At 44.3% G+C, this 23,675-nt stretch carries 32 protein-coding genes; 2 read left to right on the plus strand and 30 right to left on the minus strand.

Annotated elements, in window-relative coordinates:
• Positions 1 to 78: 78 nt before the first annotated feature.
• The 18 genes from Q0093_RS10735 to Q0093_RS10820 all read right to left on the minus strand — a co-directional run bounded on the left by Q0093_RS10735 (position 79) and on the right by Q0093_RS10820 (position 11,027).
• Positions 79 to 426, minus strand: coding sequence for a hypothetical protein (locus Q0093_RS10735; protein WP_122304085.1), 348 nt, complete (start codon positions 424 to 426; stop codon positions 79 to 81).
• A 224-nt stretch (positions 427 to 650) separates the two neighbouring features.
• Positions 651 to 1,058 carry a helix-turn-helix transcriptional regulator gene (locus tag Q0093_RS10740; protein ID WP_122304088.1) on the minus strand — a complete coding sequence of 136 codons (408 nt, stop codon included), beginning with the start codon at positions 1,056 to 1,058 and terminating at the stop codon, positions 651 to 653.
• 23 nt (positions 1,059 to 1,081) lie between these two features.
• A complete protein-coding gene (locus tag Q0093_RS10745) occupies positions 1,082 to 1,270 on the minus strand; it encodes a type II toxin-antitoxin system HicA family toxin (protein WP_122304089.1) in 189 nt (62 codons plus the stop codon).
• Between the two features lie 146 nt (positions 1,271 to 1,416).
• Complete coding sequence (locus tag Q0093_RS10750; RefSeq protein WP_278714208.1) at positions 1,417 to 1,749, minus strand: hypothetical protein; 333 nt, start codon at positions 1,747 to 1,749, stop codon at positions 1,417 to 1,419.
• A gap of 216 nt (positions 1,750 to 1,965) precedes the next feature.
• Positions 1,966 to 2,238, minus strand: coding sequence for a hypothetical protein (locus tag Q0093_RS10755; protein ID WP_297930267.1), 273 nt, complete (start codon positions 2,236 to 2,238; stop codon positions 1,966 to 1,968).
• A 1,005-nt stretch (positions 2,239 to 3,243) separates the two neighbouring features.
• Complete coding sequence (locus Q0093_RS10760; RefSeq protein ID WP_297930270.1) at positions 3,244 to 3,639, minus strand: type II toxin-antitoxin system HicB family antitoxin; 396 nt, start codon at positions 3,637 to 3,639, stop codon at positions 3,244 to 3,246.
• Between the two features lie 66 nt (positions 3,640 to 3,705).
• Positions 3,706 to 3,888: a type II toxin-antitoxin system HicA family toxin gene (locus Q0093_RS10765; protein WP_297930273.1), complete on the minus strand. Its 183-nt coding sequence runs from the start codon at positions 3,886 to 3,888 to the stop codon at positions 3,706 to 3,708.
• A 175-nt stretch (positions 3,889 to 4,063) separates the two neighbouring features.
• Positions 4,064 to 4,273 carry a hypothetical protein gene (locus Q0093_RS10770; protein ID WP_297930276.1) on the minus strand — a complete coding sequence of 70 codons (210 nt, stop codon included), beginning with the start codon at positions 4,271 to 4,273 and terminating at the stop codon, positions 4,064 to 4,066.
• 2 nt (positions 4,274 to 4,275) lie between these two features.
• On the minus strand, positions 4,276 to 4,686 hold the full coding sequence (locus tag Q0093_RS10775; protein WP_297930278.1) for a DUF2442 domain-containing protein: 411 nt from the start codon (positions 4,684 to 4,686) through the stop codon (positions 4,276 to 4,278).
• An 83-nt stretch (positions 4,687 to 4,769) separates the two neighbouring features.
• Entirely contained in the window at positions 4,770 to 5,267 is a 498-nt protein-coding gene (locus Q0093_RS10780) for a hypothetical protein (RefSeq protein ID WP_297930281.1), read from the minus strand.
• On the minus strand, positions 5,264 to 5,785 hold the full coding sequence (locus tag Q0093_RS10785) for a glycosyl hydrolase 108 family protein (RefSeq protein ID WP_122304094.1): 522 nt from the start codon (positions 5,783 to 5,785) through the stop codon (positions 5,264 to 5,266). Before Q0093_RS10785 ends, Q0093_RS10780 begins: the two co-directional genes overlap by 4 nt.
• A complete protein-coding gene (locus Q0093_RS10790; RefSeq protein ID WP_122304095.1) occupies positions 5,778 to 6,146 on the minus strand; it encodes a hypothetical protein in 369 nt (122 codons plus the stop codon). The genes Q0093_RS10785 and Q0093_RS10790 overlap by 8 nt, the downstream gene beginning before the upstream one ends.
• A complete protein-coding gene (locus tag Q0093_RS10795; RefSeq protein WP_195595877.1) occupies positions 6,143 to 6,745 on the minus strand; it encodes a hypothetical protein in 603 nt (200 codons plus the stop codon). Before Q0093_RS10795 ends, Q0093_RS10790 begins: the two co-directional genes overlap by 4 nt.
• Complete coding sequence (locus Q0093_RS10800) at positions 6,742 to 7,713, minus strand: hypothetical protein (protein ID WP_297930286.1); 972 nt, start codon at positions 7,711 to 7,713, stop codon at positions 6,742 to 6,744. Before Q0093_RS10800 ends, Q0093_RS10795 begins: the two co-directional genes overlap by 4 nt.
• Positions 7,710 to 8,567 (minus strand): hypothetical protein, encoded by an 858-nt coding sequence (locus Q0093_RS10805; RefSeq protein ID WP_297930289.1) that lies wholly within the window; start codon positions 8,565 to 8,567, stop codon positions 7,710 to 7,712. The genes Q0093_RS10800 and Q0093_RS10805 overlap by 4 nt, the downstream gene beginning before the upstream one ends.
• Positions 8,564 to 10,042 (minus strand): hypothetical protein, encoded by a 1,479-nt coding sequence (locus Q0093_RS10810; RefSeq protein ID WP_297930292.1) that lies wholly within the window; start codon positions 10,040 to 10,042, stop codon positions 8,564 to 8,566. The genes Q0093_RS10805 and Q0093_RS10810 overlap by 4 nt, the downstream gene beginning before the upstream one ends.
• Positions 10,033 to 10,341, minus strand: coding sequence for a hypothetical protein (locus Q0093_RS10815; protein ID WP_297930295.1), 309 nt, complete (start codon positions 10,339 to 10,341; stop codon positions 10,033 to 10,035). Before Q0093_RS10815 ends, Q0093_RS10810 begins: the two co-directional genes overlap by 10 nt.
• A gap of 275 nt (positions 10,342 to 10,616) precedes the next feature.
• Positions 10,617 to 11,027 (minus strand): hypothetical protein, encoded by a 411-nt coding sequence (locus Q0093_RS10820; protein ID WP_288640836.1) that lies wholly within the window; start codon positions 11,025 to 11,027, stop codon positions 10,617 to 10,619.
• A gap of 571 nt (positions 11,028 to 11,598) precedes the next feature.
• Between Q0093_RS10820 and Q0093_RS10825 the strand changes: the two genes are divergently transcribed.
• Entirely contained in the window at positions 11,599 to 11,799 is a 201-nt protein-coding gene (locus Q0093_RS10825) for a hypothetical protein (protein WP_022390552.1), read from the plus strand.
• 2 nt (positions 11,800 to 11,801) lie between these two features.
• Here the strand turns inward: Q0093_RS10825 and Q0093_RS10830 are convergent, their stop codons facing one another.
• Positions 11,802 to 12,818: a hypothetical protein gene (locus Q0093_RS10830; RefSeq protein ID WP_022390553.1), complete on the minus strand. Its 1,017-nt coding sequence runs from the start codon at positions 12,816 to 12,818 to the stop codon at positions 11,802 to 11,804.
• 158 nt (positions 12,819 to 12,976) lie between these two features.
• Here Q0093_RS10830 and Q0093_RS10835 point away from each other — a divergent pair, with 158 nt between their 5' ends.
• A complete protein-coding gene (locus tag Q0093_RS10835; protein ID WP_367175060.1) occupies positions 12,977 to 13,207 on the plus strand; it encodes a DUF5053 domain-containing protein in 231 nt (76 codons plus the stop codon).
• 151 nt (positions 13,208 to 13,358) lie between these two features.
• On the opposite strand, the gene Q0093_RS10840 is transcribed toward Q0093_RS10835, so the two are convergent.
• The 11 genes from Q0093_RS10840 to Q0093_RS10890 all read right to left on the minus strand — a co-directional run bounded on the left by Q0093_RS10840 (position 13,359) and on the right by Q0093_RS10890 (position 23,229).
• Complete coding sequence (locus Q0093_RS10840) at positions 13,359 to 15,113, minus strand: hypothetical protein (protein ID WP_297930302.1); 1,755 nt, start codon at positions 15,111 to 15,113, stop codon at positions 13,359 to 13,361.
• Entirely contained in the window at positions 15,106 to 15,750 is a 645-nt protein-coding gene (locus Q0093_RS10845; RefSeq protein ID WP_297930305.1) for a hypothetical protein, read from the minus strand. Before Q0093_RS10845 ends, Q0093_RS10840 begins: the two co-directional genes overlap by 8 nt.
• Positions 15,747 to 16,043, minus strand: a complete 297-nt coding sequence (locus Q0093_RS10850; RefSeq protein WP_297930308.1) for a hypothetical protein — start codon at positions 16,041 to 16,043, stop codon at positions 15,747 to 15,749. Before Q0093_RS10850 ends, Q0093_RS10845 begins: the two co-directional genes overlap by 4 nt.
• A gap of 3 nt (positions 16,044 to 16,046) precedes the next feature.
• Complete coding sequence (locus tag Q0093_RS10855; protein WP_297930311.1) at positions 16,047 to 17,357, minus strand: site-specific DNA-methyltransferase; 1,311 nt, start codon at positions 17,355 to 17,357, stop codon at positions 16,047 to 16,049.
• Positions 17,332 to 17,715 carry a hypothetical protein gene (locus Q0093_RS10860; protein ID WP_022390559.1) on the minus strand — a complete coding sequence of 128 codons (384 nt, stop codon included), beginning with the start codon at positions 17,713 to 17,715 and terminating at the stop codon, positions 17,332 to 17,334. Before Q0093_RS10860 ends, Q0093_RS10855 begins: the two co-directional genes overlap by 26 nt.
• A gap of 41 nt (positions 17,716 to 17,756) precedes the next feature.
• Positions 17,757 to 18,143 (minus strand): hypothetical protein, encoded by a 387-nt coding sequence (locus tag Q0093_RS10865; protein WP_297930317.1) that lies wholly within the window; start codon positions 18,141 to 18,143, stop codon positions 17,757 to 17,759.
• 10 nt (positions 18,144 to 18,153) lie between these two features.
• On the minus strand, positions 18,154 to 19,158 hold the full coding sequence (locus Q0093_RS10870; RefSeq protein WP_022390561.1) for a hypothetical protein: 1,005 nt from the start codon (positions 19,156 to 19,158) through the stop codon (positions 18,154 to 18,156).
• Between the two features lie 68 nt (positions 19,159 to 19,226).
• Positions 19,227 to 21,224, minus strand: a complete 1,998-nt coding sequence (locus Q0093_RS10875) for a hypothetical protein (protein ID WP_297930320.1) — start codon at positions 21,222 to 21,224, stop codon at positions 19,227 to 19,229.
• A gap of 11 nt (positions 21,225 to 21,235) precedes the next feature.
• Positions 21,236 to 22,198, minus strand: coding sequence for a S49 family peptidase (locus tag Q0093_RS10880; RefSeq protein WP_297930323.1), 963 nt, complete (start codon positions 22,196 to 22,198; stop codon positions 21,236 to 21,238).
• A 73-nt stretch (positions 22,199 to 22,271) separates the two neighbouring features.
• Positions 22,272 to 22,649, minus strand: a complete 378-nt coding sequence (locus tag Q0093_RS10885; protein WP_297930326.1) for a hypothetical protein — start codon at positions 22,647 to 22,649, stop codon at positions 22,272 to 22,274.
• 100 nt (positions 22,650 to 22,749) lie between these two features.
• Positions 22,750 to 23,229 carry a hypothetical protein gene (locus Q0093_RS10890; RefSeq protein ID WP_297930328.1) on the minus strand — a complete coding sequence of 160 codons (480 nt, stop codon included), beginning with the start codon at positions 23,227 to 23,229 and terminating at the stop codon, positions 22,750 to 22,752.
• Positions 23,230 to 23,675: the final 446 nt, after the last annotated feature.

Raw genomic sequence — 23,675 nt, forward strand, 5'->3', positions numbered from 1 at the left:
ATAAAGATCCGGACTTCTTTCTGACAGCGTTTCTTTTTATTGCCATACTTCTCTTAATACTCTACCTTATTTTGTTAATCAGTTCAGTATTTGCCAAATAACGGCGATGATACTTGCGATCGCAGCAATCACTCCTATTGCCGATAAGATTATTTTTCTACGTTCATTGCTTTTCTGTTTTTTATATCCTCCCGCATTACAAAATTGAACGCCCTTATTCGTGAGGGTGCACATATATGATTCATGATATTCTTTTTTGGCTATACGACTGGTAATGTATCCATCCGCTTCAAGCAACATTACGATCTCCCTTATTTTTTCTTCTGAAAGATCGGATATCCAGTCTGTGTCGAATGGCTGATTTCTTTTAACATTATGAAAATATATTACAGATAAAGGTCCGTCCAGTTGTGTCTTATCAATCATACTAAAAACAAAGCCCGCATTTCAGAGGGCGCATCCTCTTACTTTACGAGCTTTTGACCAATTGGTATATTTTAGGGAATATTACCGCCTGCGCCCGGTTATATTCACATTAATCGTCTTTTACAAATGTGGTGAATATATTTGAAAAAGACAAGACAAAAAATAAAAAAGAGGGTATTCGGATAAGAATACCCTCACACATCAAGTGTTCGTAAGTGTACTAATCAAACGAAACGAACCTGACTTAGACTCTTTGCAAATTCGTGAATGCGTTCCTGTATTTTTCTTGCGGTTTTTTCACTGGGCTTTCGCACTCCATTTATATAATGGCTCAATTGTCCTTGACTCACTCCCGTTATACGTTCCACTCCGGCCAATGTAAAAGCAAAGGCATAATACTGTAAGAAAGAAGGAATGTCGTATTTGAACTCAAACCTCAGATCCTCCACTTCTTTTCCTTGCTCTGCAAATATTTCTTTTATTTCATTGTATGAATTCATCAGATCCGCCTTCGCTTCTTCCACCGTTTTGCCTTGTCCCAACAATCCGAATTCAAGATCGGAATAGGTCTCCATATTGGCATCGAAAGTGCCGTCCGATCCCCGCTCTATTATAACATCTACTGTTTTCATAATTATTTTATTTTAAGTGGGATTTACAATTTAACTCCCGATAGTTTACTGATCTTTTTCATTGTCCCGGTTTTGGCCTCTTCACTTTCGTGATAACTTGTCTGAAAGATAAGTCCGGTTATCGGACTGAACCAATGAGGATGATTTGCTCCATTTTTTACAAGATAACATCCATTTGCCTTCAATTTTTTGTGAATTTCAGAATATTTCATCGTTTATTTGATTAGTACGCCACAAAGATATTAATAGTAATATCATCAACAAATAAAGAAGAGAATAATGATATTATTATTAATATCATTTAACAACGAGATATATGATACATTATTCGGTAAGCCTTTATTCCGTCAAAATCAATTCAGCGACCGGACGACAGCTTTTCCTTGACAAACCGTATGCTATACTCGACCTCATGGAGAGGGAGGTTCATAATGCCGGCGATCTCCTCATAATCATATCCCGACAGATAAAGGCCGAACGAAACCCGAAATTTATCATCCGGAATATCCGATATCGTTTTATTTATTACCTTTAGCTCGGGAATTTTAGAAAGGGGTTCACATGGTTTATTCTTGAGAAAGCAGGTATCTGTCTTTTTGCGACCTGCAAGAAATAATGTTATTACTATCGGGATGAACTTTTTATATAGGAACAGGGTTATAACTCTGCAACAACGTGTTTTTAAATTCATGGCTTCTCTCATTTTTCAAGTTAATATAAAAGAAGCCTCCGCTGTTAAGTCGCAAAACAATCGAACATGTGTCCAAATACACAAATGTCGTATCAAACAGCGGAGGCTTTAATTTTCCTCGACTGCATACGACATTAGTATATTTAATTCGATTGTTTTGCATTGCAAACATAACAAAAAAAATTCCGGATTCAAAAAATTTCAATTCCAAAAGGATTAATCCGACTCCAAGACCGAAAACCGGCTGTTTCGGACTGCATAATCATAACGTGACGAGTATAACCCGAATGGTATCTTACAAAGATCATCCGGCAAATCATCGATAATTGCCGACCTACATATCTTAAAAGGGAAGTTCCCTACACTATAACCTTCGGAACGGAAGATCGTTTCTCGACGGTAATCGGGGAATAACGGCATCACTGCCCTAATGAACTTCTTACAGTGTAATAAAACAACAACTTCATGATAGCGTTTTTTTAAACTCATGGCTTCTTTTATTTTTGGGGGTTAATATAAAGAAGCCTCCGCTGCCAGTCGCAAAACATCGAACATTGTAAATATACAAATGCCGTATCAAACAGCGGAGGCTTTGATTTTCCTCGACTGCATACGACATTAATATATTTAGTTCGATTGTTCTGCTTTGCAAACGTAATTAAAATTTTCCGTATTCCAATTTTTTAAACTGAAAATATAAATACAATATTAAAATTTATCACATACCACTGCTTCCGGCCTTAGGGGAGGCTTTTCTTAAAATTGGCTTAATAATGATCGGTTTAGCCAACCGATACATTTTAGGTAACGAACCGAGCGAAAGGGCTCTGCCTCCCGGCGTCCCCCTCTCTGCCTGCTCCCGGATTTTTGCAAAACATTCGATTTCTATAAAATATATAGATGCCGTATGACCGGGAGCGTCGTATATACTATAAATACCTCTATTCCAACGTTTTATTTATAGTATAAAGATAGCATCGAAAAGGAGATAACGCAAGATATAAACCATTTATTTTCAACGGTTTAGCTTTAAATAAGAGCCGTAATCAGAAGAATACATTTACGGGATACAGAGACGAGCGAAAGGGCTCTGCCTCCCGGCGTCCCCCTCTCTACCTGCTCCCGGATTTTTGCAAAACATATACGCTATAAAAATATAACCAATATACAACCGGGAGCGTCGTATATACTATAAATACCTCTATTCCAGCGTTTTATTTATAGTATAAAGATAGCATCGAAAAGGAGATAGCGCAAGATATAAATCATTTATTTTCAACGGTTTAGCTTTAAATAAGGATATGATCGGAATAACCAAACCGATCATTATTAAGCCAATTTTAAGAAAAGCCTCCCTTAAGGTCGGAAGCAAGCAGCCCTACCGTTTCGGCAGGGCTGTCTTTACGGTTAGCCGCATAAAAAAAAGTTGCTCAGGAAAAGATTCTCCTGAGCAACCGGTCATAATCAAATAGTATCAATTGAACGGATACTGCGTTATATCGTCGCATCATTCAACTCTTTCACGAGTTTACTTAAACCGACACCGATGCGCTTACACTGTTCTTCAGATGCAAGTTTCGAACCGCTTTTATATCTCCGTAAAAGAGAAGCGTTAAAACCGATTTTCTTTGCAAATTCAGAAACGTTGATCCATGAAAAATAATCGAAAAATGAAGGCAGATCATATTTATAAGAAAAAGTCAACTCCGGAATCTCTTTACCCTGTTCCGCAAACATTTCCTTAATTTCCTCGTATGCCGACAGCATGTCCCTTTTCGCCTCTTCAACAGAATTTCCAGTACCATTCAACCCGAATCCGGGTAACTCGTCCGAAATATAAATACCGAACAAGCCGTCTTTGCTCAATTCTACGATAGCCGTTACTTTCATATCCGCATAATTTTAATATAATCAAAAGTCATTGAAACATGAATCGGAATCAAAAAAGCGCGAGGATTAAATCCCCGCATCTTTTTTAATACTTCGTGCAGTACCGGAAGGAATTTCTTTGCTTGTGTGTCGGGGAACAGAAAATATTTTTCCTGTAATCGGACTGAACCAAAGATCATGGCGTGAACCATGCCGGACTACATAACACCCTGCTTTATTGAGCAGTTTTGTTATTTCCGATGTTTTCATATTTCAATGATCTATTTGATTATGGCACAAAGGTAACGAATATGTTATCTAACCACAAACAATTATGTAACAAAAATGATACCTTTATACTTGTTTAACTATATTTCGAGATACAACTCAATATGCCATTTACATATTACAAAAACAGCCCCGTCACTTTGATGGGGCTGTTTTGTTAAATTCTTAAAGATTTACGTTTAATAATAAGAGGAAAAGCATAGTATATCTTTTCCCATTCTCTCACCAATAAAGACAAACGCATATATTCATCTTTATCGGTCTGAGGTAAAGCTTCCATATCACCAAGAGCCGTTCCTTTTGCAATGATATCATCCATCATCGCGCAAATACTCCGGTATTCGGTTTCTGTAGTTATCTTTTTCATTGTCATAAACTTACCGCTATCAGCTCTTTGCCTATATCATGAATCGCATTCAATATTTTTCTGGATCTTTCTTCAGAAGGTTTTTTAGTACCGCTGATATATTGAGCCAATAGGCTCTGGCGTATTCCCAAACGGCGGGCAACAGCCGAAGCGTTCAATTCGGGATGTTCCATAAATAATTTATATAACGGTGTTTGTGCCTGCCTATCACGGAAAAAAGCCTCGAAATTCAAATCTTCATCCACATCCGGCCAGTGTATTCCGAAACTGCTTGTTTCATAATTAGCACGTTGTTCGGGTGTAGCCCATCGTAAACGAGGATAATCATCAAAATTCTCGTGTGCAGTACGTCCGTCTGCCGTCAATATATGTACGGCAGTAGGTGTAATCCATATTTTATCTACTTTTAGCATGATACTACAAATATAGGTAATAAAATTATTACCTATACGTTTTAATAGATTTATTTTCAGATAAATTCAAATCGAGAATAGTATCATAATGAAGACTTGTCCCTAAACAGATACCATGCCGCAATAGCCAAACCGATCATTATTAAGCCAATTTTAAGAAAAACCTTCCCCAAGGTCGGAATGGACTCTTTTTCCGATACAGACCGGACAGAGGCGGTCGCCCGCCTGTCGGTCGTATCAGCAAACTGAAAGACAGTCTTACGATCGGCATTTTGAGCATTATAGACATTCGTATCAGAAGACGTCCGCTTTCCCTCCCAAGAGCGGGATTTCAATTTCGGTACGGTATCTTCGGGAACGGAAGGATAGTAAGTTTCAGTGTATTTCCATTCAATTCCGGACGAAGAGCCGGTCGCAACCGACACGACAGAGACGGTATCTTCATGAATTCGGGTAGCGCGTGAAATCCGGGTAGCGTTTTCCTGCAGGTCGGTACTTAATGAAGCTTGCCGGTGCACACGGCATCCCGGCAAGCAAACACCAACCAAAACAACAAAATATGAAAACGCAAACACTTTCATGACACATATTTTATATCATCGATCCGGTTGATCCAGCCTTGCAGGAAAACCCTCTGCGATGGATCACGCTCACAGATCTGCCGGCAGAACCTGATCCTCTCTTCTTTAACAACCTGAAAGAAGTTTACCGGATTCACCGAATTCAAAGTATCTAAAGTGACCGGTCCGACAATTCCATCGGGTTTGAGGCCGAGCAACCGTTGTGGTATCTTGATACCATTTGCTCCGGATGCCCACACCCAGTCGACCAGAATATTGGCAAGGCCCTGGCTGCGTATCCGGTCGGCCTGCCACCTGTCCCAATAATGAGTTTTCAACAGATTCACGACATCCTCTTTCGTGATCAGCCGGAGATCATCGGCATCGATATCACCGTCTCCGTCTTTATCATATCCGCAACTTTTCCATGTGGCGAGGGTGACACCCATGTTCGTCTTACCGCCCTTATCGGCCTTGTGGTCGGCCCATCCGCCTTCCCATCTGAAGATAATGGGAACGAGTTTATTTATATCAGCCATTTTGTTGTACGTTATTTTTCGTATTATTAAAATCTTCTTTCCGCTGTATCCGGTTCGGACAAATGGTGACGTAACACCGTAGTCCTTTAAGGTAGGCGATCTCACATTTCAGCTCGGAGACCTCTTCCATTGCTTTCTGGGCTTTCTCGAGCATCAGGAAATAATCCTGTGTGAGCTTGTCGCATTTTTTAGACAGATGCTCATAATCGTCCTTATGTATCTCCCGAGCCTTACGAGCATTCTCCAGATCCATGCTGTCGGCTTGTGCGAAAGCCTTTCTCTTTTCTGCCCTGAAAAAGAAGAACTGAAAGATGTTCAGCCCGCCGAAAAGACTTGTCAATATGATCAGTAACTCGTTCATAATCCAAAATTATCTGTTTCCCGGTCGCCCGAAAAGGACATCTTTTTCGCATCGAACAGGTCGAATGCCTGCCGGTCGAACATCAGCGTCCAGCCTATGGACTCGAACTCAGGGCTGATAAACGGCGTTATGGAATGCTTGTCCGAAATCTTCTTGAATGAATAACGCTCCCGTTGCTCCTGTATCATCAAGTTCCGCATCCGGGTCACCATGTCGAGCGTATTCGCCGAGATCAAGGTCTGATCGACGAGGTCTCCGGTAAATTCGGTTGTCTTTCCGGCAATCGTAGCCGCCACCTGAAAAGTATCCGCAATCCGGTTCGACTTATCGGTATCGGTCTTTATATCTCCATAATCGACAAACAGGTAATATCCGGTCAGTTGAGAGACACAGGTTTTCACGGCATCGAAGTTAGGGCCGAACACAAATCCCCCAACTTCGGGAAGTACGGGCGTGTCGGGCATCGATTCGACAAGCGATTTCAAAGAGTCGTATCCGGGTATCTCCGAACGCCCCTTGTTGAAGATATCGAGTACTCCCTGCCGTTGTGGAAAACGGGCGAAGTATAAAAACAGATCGATGATAATATTTCTGTTCATGACAATATTTTGTTTATGATTTTTATCGGTAATCCGGTCTTTTCGGAGATTTCCGTCTTTTCTATTTTATAATCCCGCATCGTCTTTACCGACTCGATCAGCTTCTTACGGAGGATAATCAAGTACGTGATGCAATCCATACGCTCTACGGCCGTGAGGTCACCGATGCCGTCTTGAGACAGGTTATAGAGGCTCTCGAGCATACCGGTGCAGATAGCCGGAAGCGGCTCGTCCTTGCCGGCCGATAAGATGGAGAACGGTGTCCGGGTAAACAAAAACGCCGTAAATGCCTGGAAATTGATCGATATGGCCTGAAGGAGTACCGGATCGAGATTTTTAAAAGACCCGGCCAGCCGGTGAGCGCCGGCGGAACTGTATGTACCGGGATGGTATAAAATGGCGGCCAGCAGGGGCAGCTTATCGGTCGAACCGTGTATTTCGGATAAAATCTGCCGTGCCTCGATAAACTGAACGGCTGTCAGGTTGCAGGTGATCCGGTCAAAATCCGTCCTGATTTCATATCCTCGATACTGTTGTCCATCGAACATAAAATCGGGGATCAGCTGCTTGGCAAAACAAGCGTCGATACGGTATTTATACTCTTGTTTCGATAAATACCGCGAATATGCCGGCGGGAAGTCGGCCGGTTCTGTCTTCCGGGCTTGCTCCCGAATGTCTTTCGGCACTCCGTCCAGCGTACCGGCAGGATAGACAATCTCAAACATGAAGTCCGCCTGCCGAGCCAGCAGATACAGATTTTGCCAAGCGGCATCACCTTTGACCTTGTCCGGATTCCAGCCCATCATCCGACAAACATACCGCAACCTGACTTCCATGACCGAATATTTTCCGGCCGCAAAATCGACCAGTAACCGGCAGACATCCATATATTGCTCCGGAGTCAGCAGTTCCCACGCATTCGGTATGCCGTACGTCTTATCTTTAACGACAAATTCTATTCTCTTCATGGCATCAAATAAATTTTATCATCGGGACGGGCAAACGATGTCTCGGTACAAATATCTCCCGTCCCGGACTCGTCCAGCGCCATGTCCACGCTTTTCAATATTTCAGAAGACTTGTTCATCAACGACTCCGCCAACGTTAACAGGCGATCTTGTTCGTTCTGCCCGTTTCGGGAAGCCTTGCTGTCATCGAACAGACTCCGGATGGTAGCCGGCAACTCGATAATGTCGAACCGGGAGATAGCCAGAGCCACGACCGTCAATGCCAATGCCAACTTGAGTTTGTCTTCGAAGTCAGCTTCACGTCCCTCGATGCGGTTGAAATATGCCCCTATCGTGTCGGACAATACCTCTCGTTGGAGTGGCGTCGTCCGGAAAAAGAACAGATATGAGCAATCTATCGGGTACAGAGAGTCAAACTCTTCTGCAGTCTTGATCCGGAGTTTTTCCCGAAGCCGGTAATAGGGAGACAATTTCCATGACTCGAAATTCTCCAGCTCGGCGATCAGCGAGTCCATCGCATTATAGTAGTTATCGATATACTGCCGTCGCATGCCTTCCAATTCATACTTGTAGATGTCCCCTCCGTCGGCCTTGCGTTTTTTCAGCACCTCGAATATATTCTCCTTGTATTTGGTCGCATTGCCTACGGCCGATCTCAGATAAGAGAGAGCATCCGTTTCTCCTCCGGACACGATTTCTCTGTAAACGGCTGCCGTAATGATATTGACGACCATTTTCTTTGCCGAAACGGCCGAGCTGTTCAGGTCGGCAAAATTCACCTGGCTGTCGATGCCCGGAACGGTCTCCCTGAAGTCCTGAACGGTAACGAATAGTTCTTCCAATACTTTTTTCATACTTCCTGCTTGTTTAAACGGTTATCCGGCGATACTTCCTCCTGCCGGCTCGGAGTCTCCCGGTAATACCCGATGCGGTAACCTTGTGCGTACAACTCCGGCCAATTGACCCGGATCGCCATATTGAACGCCTCAGAACACTTTTCGTCATCCGGAGTAAGGGTCAGCAGATAAATGAGATAATTGTAATACACGTCCGCTCCCGATTTACTGATCACGCCGTCTTTGCTCACGCTCGAAATGGAAGAGTCCATCCCCACAGCGGCCAGCAGCACTTCATCGGCACGCTTGTCATACTCGATCAATGAACTGATATACTCTTTATATTTCAGGTCTACCGTCTCGATGCGCCAGCGTTCCTCTTCATTCGCTCCGGTGCGGAAAGAGGTAGTTGCGTAGGCCTTGCCTTGATTGTCTTTTCCGGAGAGGTATTTCGACAGCCGGCGCAGTTCGAGGTTCATGTACTTGATCAGGGATGATTCGCTGAATTTCGTACCCACATCGATGCCGTTGTAAGTAAACAACTCTTTATTATCCTTTTTCCGGAGAACATTTTCCTGACAAATGGCGCTTATCTGTTTGCGCTTCGCCTCTATCCAAGCGGCGGGGATAACCACATGTACCTTGGCGGCCAGACTGTTTTTAAGAAAAGAATTGATATATTCCGGCGATTCGTTCGCCCCTTTTATCCAAGGCTTCGTTCCCTCATGCGTCTCATTGCAGCCGTAGAAATCGCCGACCGAGCTTTCCCGGTGATGAGAGATGGCGGCAAACCTGTAATTGCCGACCTCCCGAAGGTCGAATTTGGGATATATCTTGAATTGTGCCGCCCCGTAGTTCCAGTTTCCGGTAGCAATATACCGGAAGTCATTATATTGCACCAACGAAGTAACCACATCCCGCTTTGTCGTCGCCAGCCGGCAATGCTTGTTCTCCATCAGTTCGAGACCGGCCACGGGAACACGTCCGATAATCCGTCCCGAAGACATCCTCCATTTCGTAAAGTAATCTCTGAAAAAGTAGTATCGCTTGATCAGCGCCAAGGCATAATCTTTATAAGACATTTCCAGCCCATTGTCTTGCCAGCTGTCGAGCCACTGCTGTATATCGGGCTGCCCGGTCCAGTTACGCACCGGTTTATTACCCTCTTTCCCTTCGATATATATGGCAGGTCCTTTGCCATAAAGCATGTTCACCTGTTTATTTATCAGACGGGGAAGCAGGCGGTTGCGTTTTATGTCCTGTTCTATCTCCTCGCACAGGCGGTTGTTTGCACCCCGGGCACACACGTTATACCCACATACATTGAGCCATTGCACATCCGGTTGTCTCCAGACGATATTGTCCGGGGCGAAGTCGGGAATATCCGCCACAGACAGGGACATCCCGGTCTGGAACGAGATGATGTTGTTTTCGTCCAAGTAACAGCCCATGTTACCCATCAGCTTTATTTCACTGTCGTCCGTCAAAGCCATGTTATACGTTTTAGTTTGAAGTTATCTTGCGGGAAGCCCATGTAACGGATCAAGATCCGGTAACAACACTTGGGGCTGCCCTCGGCATCGTAGAATAAAAACAGGTTGTCGCTGTCGATAGAGAAGCGTTCGTCCGGCAACTGAGTCCGGTACTTGCAGCCGCTCAAGGTCTTCAGTCGGTATGACGATACGCCTTTCTTACGGGAGTAAGGGAAGAATGCAATCGTAAAGCAGCCATCGGGCAGCTTCGATATCTCTTTAGCCCATCGAAGGGCATCTATGCCGTTGATCAGTTCCATAGTCCAAAAATAGCGTCCCGAACGGTGGCGGGAAAGGACAGCGGGGAGACGGGGCGTCATATTTCCCGGATCGTCCGGGAAATGCAACGCATATCTTACTCTCAGCGCGTCGTCCTCTCAGCTTTTATATAAAAAGGCTTGTTTTTTCCCAAGACGGCATTGCATGACTGTAAGTCAGCAGGATAGCTGTTTTTCTGATGTCAAACCGGACTGTTATTATATGACAAACGGGGCTTTATCCGTCGAGATAAAACCCCGTTTCGCACAAGAACGGACTATTTTTCTATCAATATCCATTTAAATTGCAGCCCGATCGTGCCGGGAACGGCTACGAATCGGAAGCCGGCAGACTTCATCAGATCATAAACTTCGGAGGCCGAAATATCCACTCCCGGATTGATCTTATTTATCGCTGCACAAATCTCTTCGGTCGACAGCCGATGCGTCGACTCTTCAACCGTCCTCGCAGGCACATAGCGCTCTGTGATCGCCTGCTTATAATCGCTCATTTCCTTTTTCATGGCTTCTCTGTTTCTGACGTTAAGAACGGTTTCAGTTGTCTCTTCAGGGACGATAACAGCATCAGTGTAGCCTTGACATCTAAATAATCGTCTATACCTTCCCAATTGAGCAGTATCCGGTCGCAGATGCAGTCCAGATCGGCGAGCGTTCCGTGCTCGCGCCATTCCTTGATGGAGGCCATCATTTCAGGAGTGAAGCCGTGGCTTCCGGTATTTACAGATTCTTTCATGACCGGCCTCCTTCCCTGATGATAAAGGTCTCGAATCGCCCGTGAAGGTACGCCTCCACCTTGCCCGATAACAGTCCGTCTTGACGGTGAAATTTAAAGCCCAGTACACGGGCGCTCTTGGGGAGTGTCGCCAGCAGATCGCTGACGGTCAGTGTTCTTGTTTTTTCCATTTTGGTAGACAATTTAAATGAAACAATAATTTGATTATAAGACGGGAAAGGAACAAAAAAAGTTCCGCTCCCCGTTGTCTACCACCTGAATCAGGCTGTGGGCGCATTAACGCTCCACACGGGACGGAACTATATCGAAAGCCATAGGCACAAAAAATGCCCGCAGCAAATATGGCGAGCCTTCTCGCCTGTCTCAAATGGTAAGCACTGCAAATATGAGAAACATATTTGAAATAAACAAGGGAAAAAATTGCAATATTGTATCTATTTTATGTTAAAAGATTCATTTCCACATTATCTAATCGCTATATTTGCAACATAAAGCTCTAAGAAACCATGGTTGACTTAATTAGAGATATATTGGCTTTCATGGGTACTTTCATTGTTATCAGTACCAGTATCATGTTATTGTTACAATGTATAGTATGTTGTATATCATGGGATTGGAGGTACAAAAAAAATACCGACTACAGAATTGTCATAATCGGTATTATTATAGCACTTTTACTCATTCCTCTTTATTATTTCCCGGCATAGCTCTAATAATCACGTCTGCCTTTATTCTTAGCATTAAGAATTTCTATTATTGGTCGCATATCTTCAGGAGCTTTAATTTTTAATGAATCCATAGCCCTTGCTGCCGCTTTAACTAATTCACGATCAGCCTTCCTATCTAAATAATCATTAATAACCCCTCCAATTCCGGTAGTGTAAAGTTCCAGTCCTTCGTCTGTTTTATATTGGAGACCACCTCCTGTTATTGCAATCGTAAACAAACCAAATAGAAGTAACAATCCAAGAGTTTTAGTCGATAAACGTAACCAACCGGGTGATTCCATTTGTATCTTCATTGTTAATGTTCCGCGACATTCCGTTTGATACTTTTGACAGAAATCCTCAATCAATGATGATATCGCTTTCAAATCGCAAAAATCTTCTAACGAGACCTCATGTTTCGCCCTAATCTTCAAAACCAAATGCATTATATCCTCCTTGACATAACAGTCATGTATAACACTATCTATATAAGAAGCATAACCTTTTACATCAGATAGAATATGTCTAGAATTGAACATTAACTGTAAGGTTGGAGGTAAACTTTCTTTACGACAGGCATGTCTCCAACTTATAGATCTTCTTTTCTTAAAATCACAATGATGTTCATCATCTAAAAAAGGATGTATTTCTTCATACATTTCTCCTACAACAATACCAATAGCTACATGGGAAGCTCCAGTAGAAGGGATTATTACAACATCTCCTTCTTTAATTTCCCGAGAAAAGCGTAAAATCTGAGCAACGGGATAACCTGAATTTCGAATATCAGGATATTGATTATTAAATTTTATTTTCAATGCTTCTTTTGCCAAATTATCAGATTCAGGTAAATGATTCAGGTCGGCAAGTGTAATATTATTATATCCAACAGCAATATAACCACCTCTCACAAATTCCCGGTAATATGCACCCCCCATGGTACGCACCATCCAATAATTTTGTTGGTTATTTAAACTTTTTATATCCTCTATTAAAGAGGTAAAATCCAAATATTCCATCCATTTATATAATGAATCCCTTATCAAAACGTGCCCAAAGGTATTAGTGTAACCCTAACCCGATTTTACGGATTACGTCTTGAAAAGGGATCTATATCCTATCCTCAGTCTATATCACTAATTTAAAGGGCAATACAAAATTGTTGATTTATTTTGGAATGACAAAAAGAAAATTATTTTTTTTGGGAAAATATATCAATCTGGATAAAAAAGATTGTTCTTATATCGCACGCCAATATTTCGGAAAAAGCGCCGCATGGCTGCAACAGCGCATTTACGGTTACAAAGTAAGGGGAAAAGTCTATACACTCAGTAAAAAAGATATAGAGACTTTCAACTTTGCCCTTCAAGATATCAGCAAGAAAATCGGTTCACTCTCCATATCTTGAGAGATGTTTTAATTGACACCCGTCCCCGCAGATTGAACCGCTGCGAGGACTTTTTTTTCTCCGTCAAAATCAATTCAGCGACCGGATGACAGCTTTTCCTTGACAAACCGTATGTTATTCTCCTCTGAGACATTTTTTAACTCACAAGCTCCTACAGCACGATATTATCCGGCAAGTCATCGGGAATATTCATGAAATCGGATGATAACCGGTCGCCATACAGACCGTACAGCAAATAAATAAGGGCGGAAGGGAGTTGTGTCGTGAGCCCCGCCTGGTGTTTCAACGGGACTTTCTTTTCGCTGGTCTTGTCCAGCTCGATGCGTCCCTCTGTCTTTTTCAGGGGAGAAAGCATAATCGCCGAACAGAGATTCTTGCATTCATTCTCGCAGATACGCACATGAGGGAAAGCGTTTGTCTGCTCTCCGAATACTAACCATAACAGTTTGAATTGCTGCCAGTAGTAAATGGTGCGCTGTCCCTCGTTCATCAGCTCGACGTTGAAACCGAAAGACTCCAGCTCCCGTTTCAATATCCGGGCATCGGTCGTTATCTGTTCCAGTTCTTCCCGCCGTTTGTTCCCCGCCCGGTCATAGTAGAGTTTGATATGCTTATTACGGGCGTCACTGCCGAAAAATTCGTAAAACGATTGAGCCAGTTCGGGCTGCTGGTAAGGGAAATAACAGGTAAATTCTTTTATCACCCGGAGTTCAGAACCGTTTTTCTTCTCCTGAGCCACGACAAGGCTGGAGAAGTGGCCGGGATCATAGCCGAGCAGTATTTCATCGTCCGGATTATATTGCTTGAGATAGAAAGCCGTCAACCGGAAATGTTCCTTCAGATCGAGTTTCAGGATAGAGGCGTATTTGTAGCTCTGGTCTCCGGAATACTGGTGTTTTCTCGGAGCGTATGTGGCAAAAAAACGGTTCACGACCGCTTTTTTGCGAATGGCGCAAATCGCTGTCAGAAACTCGTCGATGTCGAGCGACTCATATTGTGTCTTGAAAAACTTCGCTCCCAATATCTCCTTATTGGCGAACGAACTGGCACGAATATAATAGGTGGCGTTCCGCCGCATATCGGCCAGACGGGGCTGCCAAAGAGCCAACATACGTTTTTGCTTCTCCTGCATCAACCGGAGTTTCTCGAGCGCGACGGGATTCTTTTCCTGCCGGAGCAGCCGTTCGGTATGGTACAGCTCGAACAGATACCGGTTAACGTGCAAAGCTGCCGTCGCTATTTCCTCGACAAGATTCCGGTTCATGTTTTTCTCATAATCCTCGAACCAGTTATCCTCTCCGAGATCTACACGGGCGGTATCCGACACACCGGTGATACCTTGGTAATAAGAGCTCCGGCGAATGGTGGCATTAGAACCCCGCAAGGAAGGAAACAGACGGGTTTTCAGTTTCTCTCCCTTATTGTGTTTCATCTCCTCGATAAAGGCATGTACTCCGGAACGCCCGGCAACGGAATCGGGCTGATCGGACGATACCAACTGCAAGTGAAAACCGTTCCTGAAAAGAATCGAATGCTTGGGATAAGCGATCGGGTAGCGAGGTCTTCTGAAATGAGACGGGATCTTCGTCTCGCCTACCACATAATCGACGCCGTATTCCAGCATAGGCCGCTGCCCCCCTCGTATCGGACGGCTGAAAGATGCCTGTATATTAGGCCACACATTGGTAAACAGGGCTGTATAAGTAGAATGTACAAGAAAACCTAATTCTCCCGGCATATCGCTCGCCACCCGAATAATGCGGGGCGTAGTGATTCCCTCCGTCTTTCCGGTAGCACGTGCCCATTCCGCAAACAAGACATTCGCATCGATCAGGTTTGCCTGTATCTGCACCAGATTCATATAATACGACTCAAGGTCGAATCCGTTGTTTTCTTCATCATTCATCGTTCAGTTCCTCCGTAAATTCCGCTTCTTGAATATTCGCATCAGACAATAACCGCTTTTTCTCATCGTTCTCGATGGGCAAGGACTCTATCAAATTGATATAAAAACCCTCGTTCGACTTCCGGGCGATCTCCTTGAGACTCCGTTTCGAGAAACCCAGCTCTTCGGGCGTGATTTCGGGAGAAATGATGAATACCGGAGCCCACGCACTGTCTTTTTCCGCAGCCTCGCACGCCCGACGACGGCATTCCAAAGCGGCATCTTTGCAGGCCTTGGCGGTCTTGTACTCTCCGGCATCGATGGCAAGCAGTGCCAAGTCTTCATACTTATCGGCAAAATCATTTTCCCAGACCTTTACAGAGACATTATTATCTATGGAGAAATAGTTGATCGCCGAATAAATACGGCTCTTACAGGTGCGCACATCCACATCGAGCCCCTGCTGCGCCTTGATGCGGCTGCGCAGCATACCGGCAGCCCGTGTAATGTTCCGTTCATACTCATATATCTCGGCCGCCCATTGCATCTGCTTGAGAAAACGCTGCACTTCGACAGGAATACCCTGACATTCGCCCGTGCTCAGGAAATGGTGTATAATGTCAGGATGCAGTTTTTCTATGATCTCCAAATATTTCATATACCGAATAACTTTCTTTTCAAATCCAGATGGGTGCGTTCTTTTTTCCGGGTCTCGAGCGATTCGATCGAGTCGATGTCTCCCTGTTCGGCCTGTTTCGCCAACTCTGCGTCGATATTATACTCTCCTACCGCATTCCCATACAGATAAGCCGAATTATAGGGATCTCCGAAGGTACGTATCCGGGAGATGACCTCTTCCCGCTCCGTCCCTTTCAGGCCCAGTATATTGGCAATGCGTTCGGGTGAATAGCCCAATGCGCCGAATGTCCGTATTTGAGTCGCATAATCCATGTTTTACCGGTTCAGAAGTATATAAGTATCATCGACAGAAAGAGTGATACCGTCCCGGATCAAGCGCACCGGACTGTTTTTATACATCATCCGATAACGGGAAACGGTCGCATCGGCATAACGGGGATCGATCTCCATCGCATAGCAGACCCGGTCGATCTGCTGGCACGCCATCAAGGTAGAACCTGACCCGGAAAAGAAATCGATCACCAGAGCTCCGGAAGCTGAACTGTTCCGGATCGGATAAGCCATGAGAGCAACGGGTTTCATTGTCGGATGCAAGGCGCTTTTCTGCGGCCTGTCGAAGTTCCAGACGGTAGACTGTCTGCGGTCACCGCACCAAGTATGAGCAGCACCCGGTTTCCAGCCATACAGACAAGGCTCATGCTTCCACTGGTAATCTTGCCTGCCCATCACGATACTGTTCTTCACCCAGATACAACACTGGGCGAACTTGAACCCGGCTTCCCGAAAAGCGGCACGGAAATTCTCTCCTTCACTGTCGGCATGAAAAATATATGCCGGAGCTCCGTCTTTCAACACAGCAAACATATTCGTGAACACCTGTCGGAGGAATACCCTGAACAAGTCATTCTCCATGCTGTCGTTATCGATCGTCAGTTCGTCTTCCGTCTTACCCTCATACGACACGTTATAAGGAGGGTCTGTCAGGCACATATCCGCCTTACGACCATTCATCAAAACCTCTACCGCCTTCGATTCCCGACAATCACCGCACATCAGCCGGTGCTCTCCCAATAACCAGATATCACCGGGTTTGGAAATGTAACCGGAATCTTCGGACGGCATATTCAATTCGGTCTCATCTTCTTGTATTTCCGTTGAATTTACATCAAAAATACTTTCTTTCTTTACTCCCAATTCAACAGTTACCGGCCGGAAACCGAGATCGAACCTCTCCATCGTATCCGTATCGATCTCGTATTTCTTAAAAAGAAGCGTATCCGGATTTTTCCGGCCGAATTCGGAATTATAAGCTGCAATCTCCTCTACCGCCTCTTTTTTCGTTTCGGCATAAATAGGCTCATACGGAATTTCCGGTATCTCAAAACCGGCTTTCCGAAGAGCCGTCAACGCTTTTTTCCGCTGATGGGCATCAATGATCCACAATTTTCCGTCCGGATCTTTCCACGCTTTGAAAGCGTACTTGAAACCTCGCGTGAGGATAAGCATCTGCAGTTTGGCCAGTTTTTCCGAATCCGGCAATTTAAAATCCTCCTGAAGCTCGTTAAAGTCATCGAGCGGAGCTGTAGGAAGCTCTCCCAGATTATGAACGATTATCGTCTGTTTCATTACTGATTATATCTTTAAAAATAGTCTCCAACTCCTGATACCGAATAAGATTTTTTTTGTCCGATTCCCGCCGGTCACTCCGGTCGTCTTTTTTCAAAAATGAGTTGTATCGCTTGATATTATAACTGCAATTGGCATATTTCCGGAGAAAGCCTTCCGGATCTCGCCGCTTGAGTTCCTCAAGCTTACATCTTTCTGACCGATGCACGACAAACGGGTGTCTGTTTCTCCACTGTCCGGTATCATTGAAAGATTGCAGTTCGGAAAAACAAAGGAGGTTCCGGATTCTGAGCTCGGCCATTCTCGCCACCTTGGCATCGGTAGGATTATTTTCGAGTTCAGTGTCCAGAACCGCCATTTCCCGGTAAGTATTTACCCGGTCGTTATAAATGAGTGTCGCTATTTGGACGTTTTTGTCTTCACAGAGCCTTTTCCACCGGATATTCGGGTACTCTTGCTCTTTCTGGAGCTTTTTTTTTCTCCGGTTTTCGGGAATGTCCGTTGCTCTCCGGATGTTTCCGTTACTTCGACAACAGAGTCACCGCCGTTCTCCGCTTTAGTGGAATTTTGCTCGAGATTCCGGCGGTTCAGCCTGATCTCTTCCCGTGTCGTCAAGTCCAATAACCTAAACAAGACGGCTTCTGCATTCCGGGATGGAGAAACCTGTGCCGTAGCGATCAACGAATCTTCCGGAGACAAGCGACGAAGCAGAGAGAGATCCGATTCTCCGAATGCCGGGTTCAGTAACTCTTTAAGTATTCTGCTCTTTTCTTTAAAGCTGTACATAAGCCGAACATTAAGCGGTTTGTACTCTTGTCCCCTGCACCTCTACCAAAGTGGTCGCATCCAATATCCGGAAAGAGATCCGAGAGCCGGTGTTAGCCGTCCATGTCGCACCGTCTTCCAAAATGAAGGTGGTATTGTCGGCAATCGTCGCGGCATTCTCCGTGCCTGTTCCTTCAAGAGTGATCACTCGGCCTTTATCGGACGCTGTTATGCCCGATACGGTCGCAATGGCGTATGTAGCAGAACTGCCTCCCGGAATCTTATAAGTATTGACTCCTGCTTGAACGGCTAATGCGGTTGCCCCTTGGGTATGTGTTGCCGGAGCCTTGGTAACGATATCTCCTACATACTTTTTAGGCTGCTGGATGGTTTTGTTTTCAAAGGTAAAAGTAACCGAACGGCTGTCTTTATCGTTTTTCAGTTCATAGGATTTAAGGATCATCGGCTTGCACGGATTTCCGATAATATATTTGTTGGGCGATTCGCATTCCTGGAAGATAATGATAAACTTGCCTCCGACATGTTGCTCGATAAAATTGAGCAGCTGGTCGTGGTTTCCTCCCATAATCATGGTGAACGTGTTGGTCGGATCGATCGTCAGATCACCTTTTTCACCGGTACTGCCGAATGTGGGAATATCATGCGCTTCAAAATAGTGCATATATTCACCATCTGCTAACGGAATGGTGGTCACCTCACGGGATGCGTTGGCTTTCGGGAACTGAGCGTTCTCGTCTAATTGGGATAACTCGACCAAATAAACTTTATAAGCAATGGCAGATCCGGAGACATCGATATCGGGAACATCCTTAATATTTCCGATGACGGCCATCGAGGCAAAAGATGTTCCGGTCAATATACCGACCGAAGCTTGAGCACTTTCAGGTTCTAAAAATACGGAGGCTACCGCTGCAATGGCGATCAATGCCATAATCGAACAGAAAAACTTTGTCAGAATAGATAATCTGGCATGTTCGGCTTTCTTTTTTGAATAAATCAATTGTCTTGTCTTCATAACATAAAATTAAAAATGTGAATATTAAAAGGAGCGGGAAATAAATCCCGCTTCTGTTGAATCATACATTATCGTGCTCCCGGAATATTGGGTTGCAGGCTTTTATTGATGGTACGGACGCCTCCAACCTGTCGTTCGAGTTCGACGAATTTATCGGAACTGTTGAGCGTAACCATGATATAATCTCCCGATTGGGTAGGAGTCCATGCCGCCGTGATAGAATCGAACTTCCCGGATTTGGCGATTGTCGTTGCATTTTCTGTCCCGCCACATTCGATGATATAGGCCGTTCCTTCTTCCGCACCGGCAATATCGGTCAATGCGGTTGCCGCCGTATTATCTGGAGTAACGAACCAGAATCCGTCTTTAGCCGCAGCCGATGTAGCTTTGTCGGCTAAGGTGACGCACGGTTTGTTGATGAATACCCGCTGCAGCTTATAGTTGTTCTCGACCAGTTTGGTCGGAGTATCGAAAGCCTGTCCGACGTAAGAAGCGGAAAAACCCTCTTTCCAGGTCGACCAGCAAACTACCTGTTCCATATCTTCTTTTATCTTCACCGATAACATCTCACCCGGAGCGAACTCAAGACATTGCTGGTTTCCGGATTCCTGAAGACAGATCAGCTTCAACTGTCCCATATTGGGAACCCAGCGGATATTGATCGTTGTATCGGGAATAATATCGGTAAGACCATCGACACCCTTGAAATCCATCTCCTTACCGTGTTGCGCACGAATACATTTACGCCACCATGAACGATGGTTTTTATTCAAAAGTATCTCAAACTTCTCGATATCCAGCCCTTTATCGACCGTCTCCCGCACATCGCTGACAAATTCCTGCACAGCATCCAGCATGGTCGTCTTGGTATAGGCGTTATATGCGTCATCGGAGTGAGGCAATAGTTTATTTTCATGGATATAACGGACAAGCGTATATACGTAACCGGTAGATCCGTTCAGATGATGGCCGGGCTTACCTTCTTCGGGTTTGACATAAATGCCCAAAATCCGACGCTCGTTTTGTTCATTGACCAAAGCCGTGTAAATATTCAGAAGCTGCCATTCGATCATGCTCCATTTGATCGGATCGGAGCCATCGGTGTTCAGATAACCGATATATTGACGTTCGATTTCTTTCATCGGCCCGAACAGTGTTTTGAACATCGCATCATCTACATGCGCCATTTCCGGCTGGAGCTTGACGTCTCCTTTCCACACCTTGCCCGGCTGATATGCCTGAGAGAATTTGCTGAAGAAAGCGTTCGTCATCAGTTCCCTGTCCTGAATACCCGAACGGCGGGGGAAAATATGATAAACGGTCTCAAGTGTCAGAATACGTGCGATAAGGGCATCCTGACGGAGTACGACATACTGGTCGCCGAGTCCGGCATTGGAGAGATCGGCCGTATCGAAACCGAAACCTTCGTTCAGTTTCTTAGGGTCGAGCAGCTTATTTTCTTTAAGATACCGATATCGGGCAGCCATCGATTTACCGAAATTACGCACCTCAGACTGGAATGCTGGGCCGTCGGTATCTTCATCCGGGTCTGAGGTCAGGGCAAAAGCCGGATTGACAGATATTTTATTCCAGCGTTTGGACATGTCGAACAGAGGGTTTTCGATACCGAACAGATGCTTTTCGGTGCTTCCTGGACCAAAAACAGACAGCCTTTTTTGTACAGTAGCCACGGGAACGTCAGGAGCTGCGGCAGACGCCATGGCATCCAGTGCGGCTTTCAAATCTGCATTTTCTTTGGATATTTTCTGCATGCCGGCAGCAAACTTGTTCATTTTTTCCAGCAAATCACCGGATTCCTTGTCCGAACCGGTGTTCTCCTCCATGGCATTCAGGATCTCAAGAGCCTGAGCATGCTCTTTGGAAAGTCGGTCGGCTTCACCGGCTTTCTCTTTCGCCTGCTGCATGTCTTCGTAAAAATCGACACCATAGGTCTCTTTATACGAATCGGATATGCTCTCCCAATCTTCTTTGGTAAGTTGCCGGTCTTTTGCTTTTTGCATTAATCCCAGCGAGTTGATAATCTGTTGAAATTGCTTTTTAAACATTTTGTGAAGTATTAAATGAATGAATAGGCTTGATGTCTCATTTTATTTTTCCTGCTCCACTCTCCCCCGAGTCCGTAGGCTTCATTCATGGCCTCAGGCACAGTAACGATACCATCGATCAGCCCGTTTTCTACGGAATGAACAGCATCGAAAGACTCTCCCAGAAAGACAGGATGTTCCGGGTCTAATGCTGCCAACGCAGACCGGGAGCGGCGCACTTCTGCCTCGAACTGCACTTGAAGCGGATCTAACTCTTCTTTTATATACTGTTCTGGTTTTCCTGCAACCAAATCATTGAATTTTTTATTTTTCAGTCTCGACTTAGAGGCGTATTCTTCAATGTATTTCAGTCCGAGAGATTCGAGATATGGGCGGATATCGTAAAACGATACCATTGTTCCTATACTGCCGATAGTGTCATTTTGCGTAACTGCCTTTACTTGCACCCCGTGGCAACCGATATAATAAGCTGCCGAAGCACACACTTTTTCGATCAGTGTATAGACCGGCTTATCGAGAGTGCGCAGTATCTCGGACACACGATCGAGATACCACGCTTCACCGCCTCCCGAGGTGATATGCAGAAAATGGCAGGAAATATGAGGATTGGCATCGGCCGTCAGAAGATCTTCGGCAAATTGTTTTGTCGAGAAACCATAACGGGCATCGGAAAGTATCATCCCTTTGATGCGATGATAGGCCAAAGAATCCGGGTCGAGAGTATCCGAACCGAAATCATCGGTCACGGAGATCTCGCTTTGTCGGGAAACCGCTTGCAGTTCTTTCTTTACAGAATCCCGGTATGTGAGAGGTTCTGAGTAAAAGCCTTTGGAGATAGTGGAAACAATGTCTGCAAAACTTTTTTGGGCAGCTACGGGAAAACATGAAATTATGGCGGCGACAAACTCTTCTTGGGTACAGAGGAGTTTATGCGCAGGTGAAAGAAGAAGCTGTAATAAAGAATTTTCGTTCATCCCTTGTATATTTACCACGAATATCGTGTAATAAGCAAGGGTTCTAAAGGACTATAATAAGGCAAGAAGGCTTTTAAAAAGGGGATTTTTGCATCAAACAGGTAACCGAAAGCTGGTCTTTTTGAAGGTGCGGAATGATATATACCGATGCCGGGCATTCGGGTGTCCCGATAATGACCTTTTCCCCGGTCGTATTCTCACCCTCTATAATCGAGGGAGTCGGTATAGGGAAAAGCACGGCTTCATCTTCCGGCAACTTGGAAACCGGTATGGTTTGCTCGATCTTATATAATAATCCGCCGTCTTGTTGATCCGGAGACAGTTCCAGATCTAAATGGTCGGGATAAACAGTCAACGGTTTTTCTCCGGATTTGGGAATAACCTCCGATTCTGTCACAGCCTTGAGTTGAGACAGTTTATAAATTCGTAAAATGTTGCAAATTTCATTCATTGTAATATATTGTAAATTAAACACTTCTCTATTTTACGTTAAAATTCCGTTTATTTTTCCGCAAAAAACGGACAAAATAATACGTTATGTCGGAGATAAATCAAGGTGTATTTAACCTCTTTTTATAATCTCGCTTGGCTTTCTTCTTCCGCTCATTGTCTCTCCAGCGGTAGTAATTTTTCAGCAAGCCGTCTTCACTGATAGATGTGATATTGTATTTGCACATAAAATGATGTACCGTATCGATATACTCGATATTGTACCGATGCTTGTTCTCATCCAAACAATCATGCAACTCGGCATAGAACATCACCCTGACCCGCTTGTCGATAATACGTGCCGACCGTTCTCCCAAATAATTATAGTATTCAGGATCTTTGCCCGTCCGCCTGTCTGGAAGCACTAACGTCAGGTTTCCGGTATCGACCGCATTATCCGGTCGCTTCGACATTAAATCCCAAATGGTATGGTACAGATCTTTCGTGTCCGGAATTCGAACGGCATCGGATTCGGAATCATAAAACTTGCAAGTAAGGTACTCGGCCAAATAAGGTGTAATTTCTATTCTGGTTTTTATCATAGTTAAATTACTGAATATCAAATATAAAGATACAAAACATTATCCAAAAAGACAAATATCGACAGCTAAAAAGAGAAAATGTGTCCCAAACTACCCCTTGGGAAAACATAGGAAAAAAATCGTGCAAAATCTTTTTCGGTACAATTCAAGAATACAAATAACTAAAAATCAAACGATTACATCAGCACGATTTTAGCACAAAACCGTTTTTAGATTTCGTGCGGAGCACAAAAAATCGTGCACGATTTGTTTTGTGCAATTCGTGCTAATTCTGTGCTAAAATCGTGCTTGCATAATATTTTAATTATCAAATATTTATTGAGAATATTTTTCGTTCCGCACGAAAGCACGATTTTTTTTCTCATTTTTTGAAGGGGTACTTTTCAAAAAGTAAAAATATAAGAATAAAGAATATATATTGTATGTCACCCGTTTTTTGCGTTGCA

This window comes from uncultured Coprobacter sp. (genome assembly GCF_947855755.1).
Classification (GTDB): domain Bacteria; phylum Bacteroidota; class Bacteroidia; order Bacteroidales; family Coprobacteraceae; genus Coprobacter.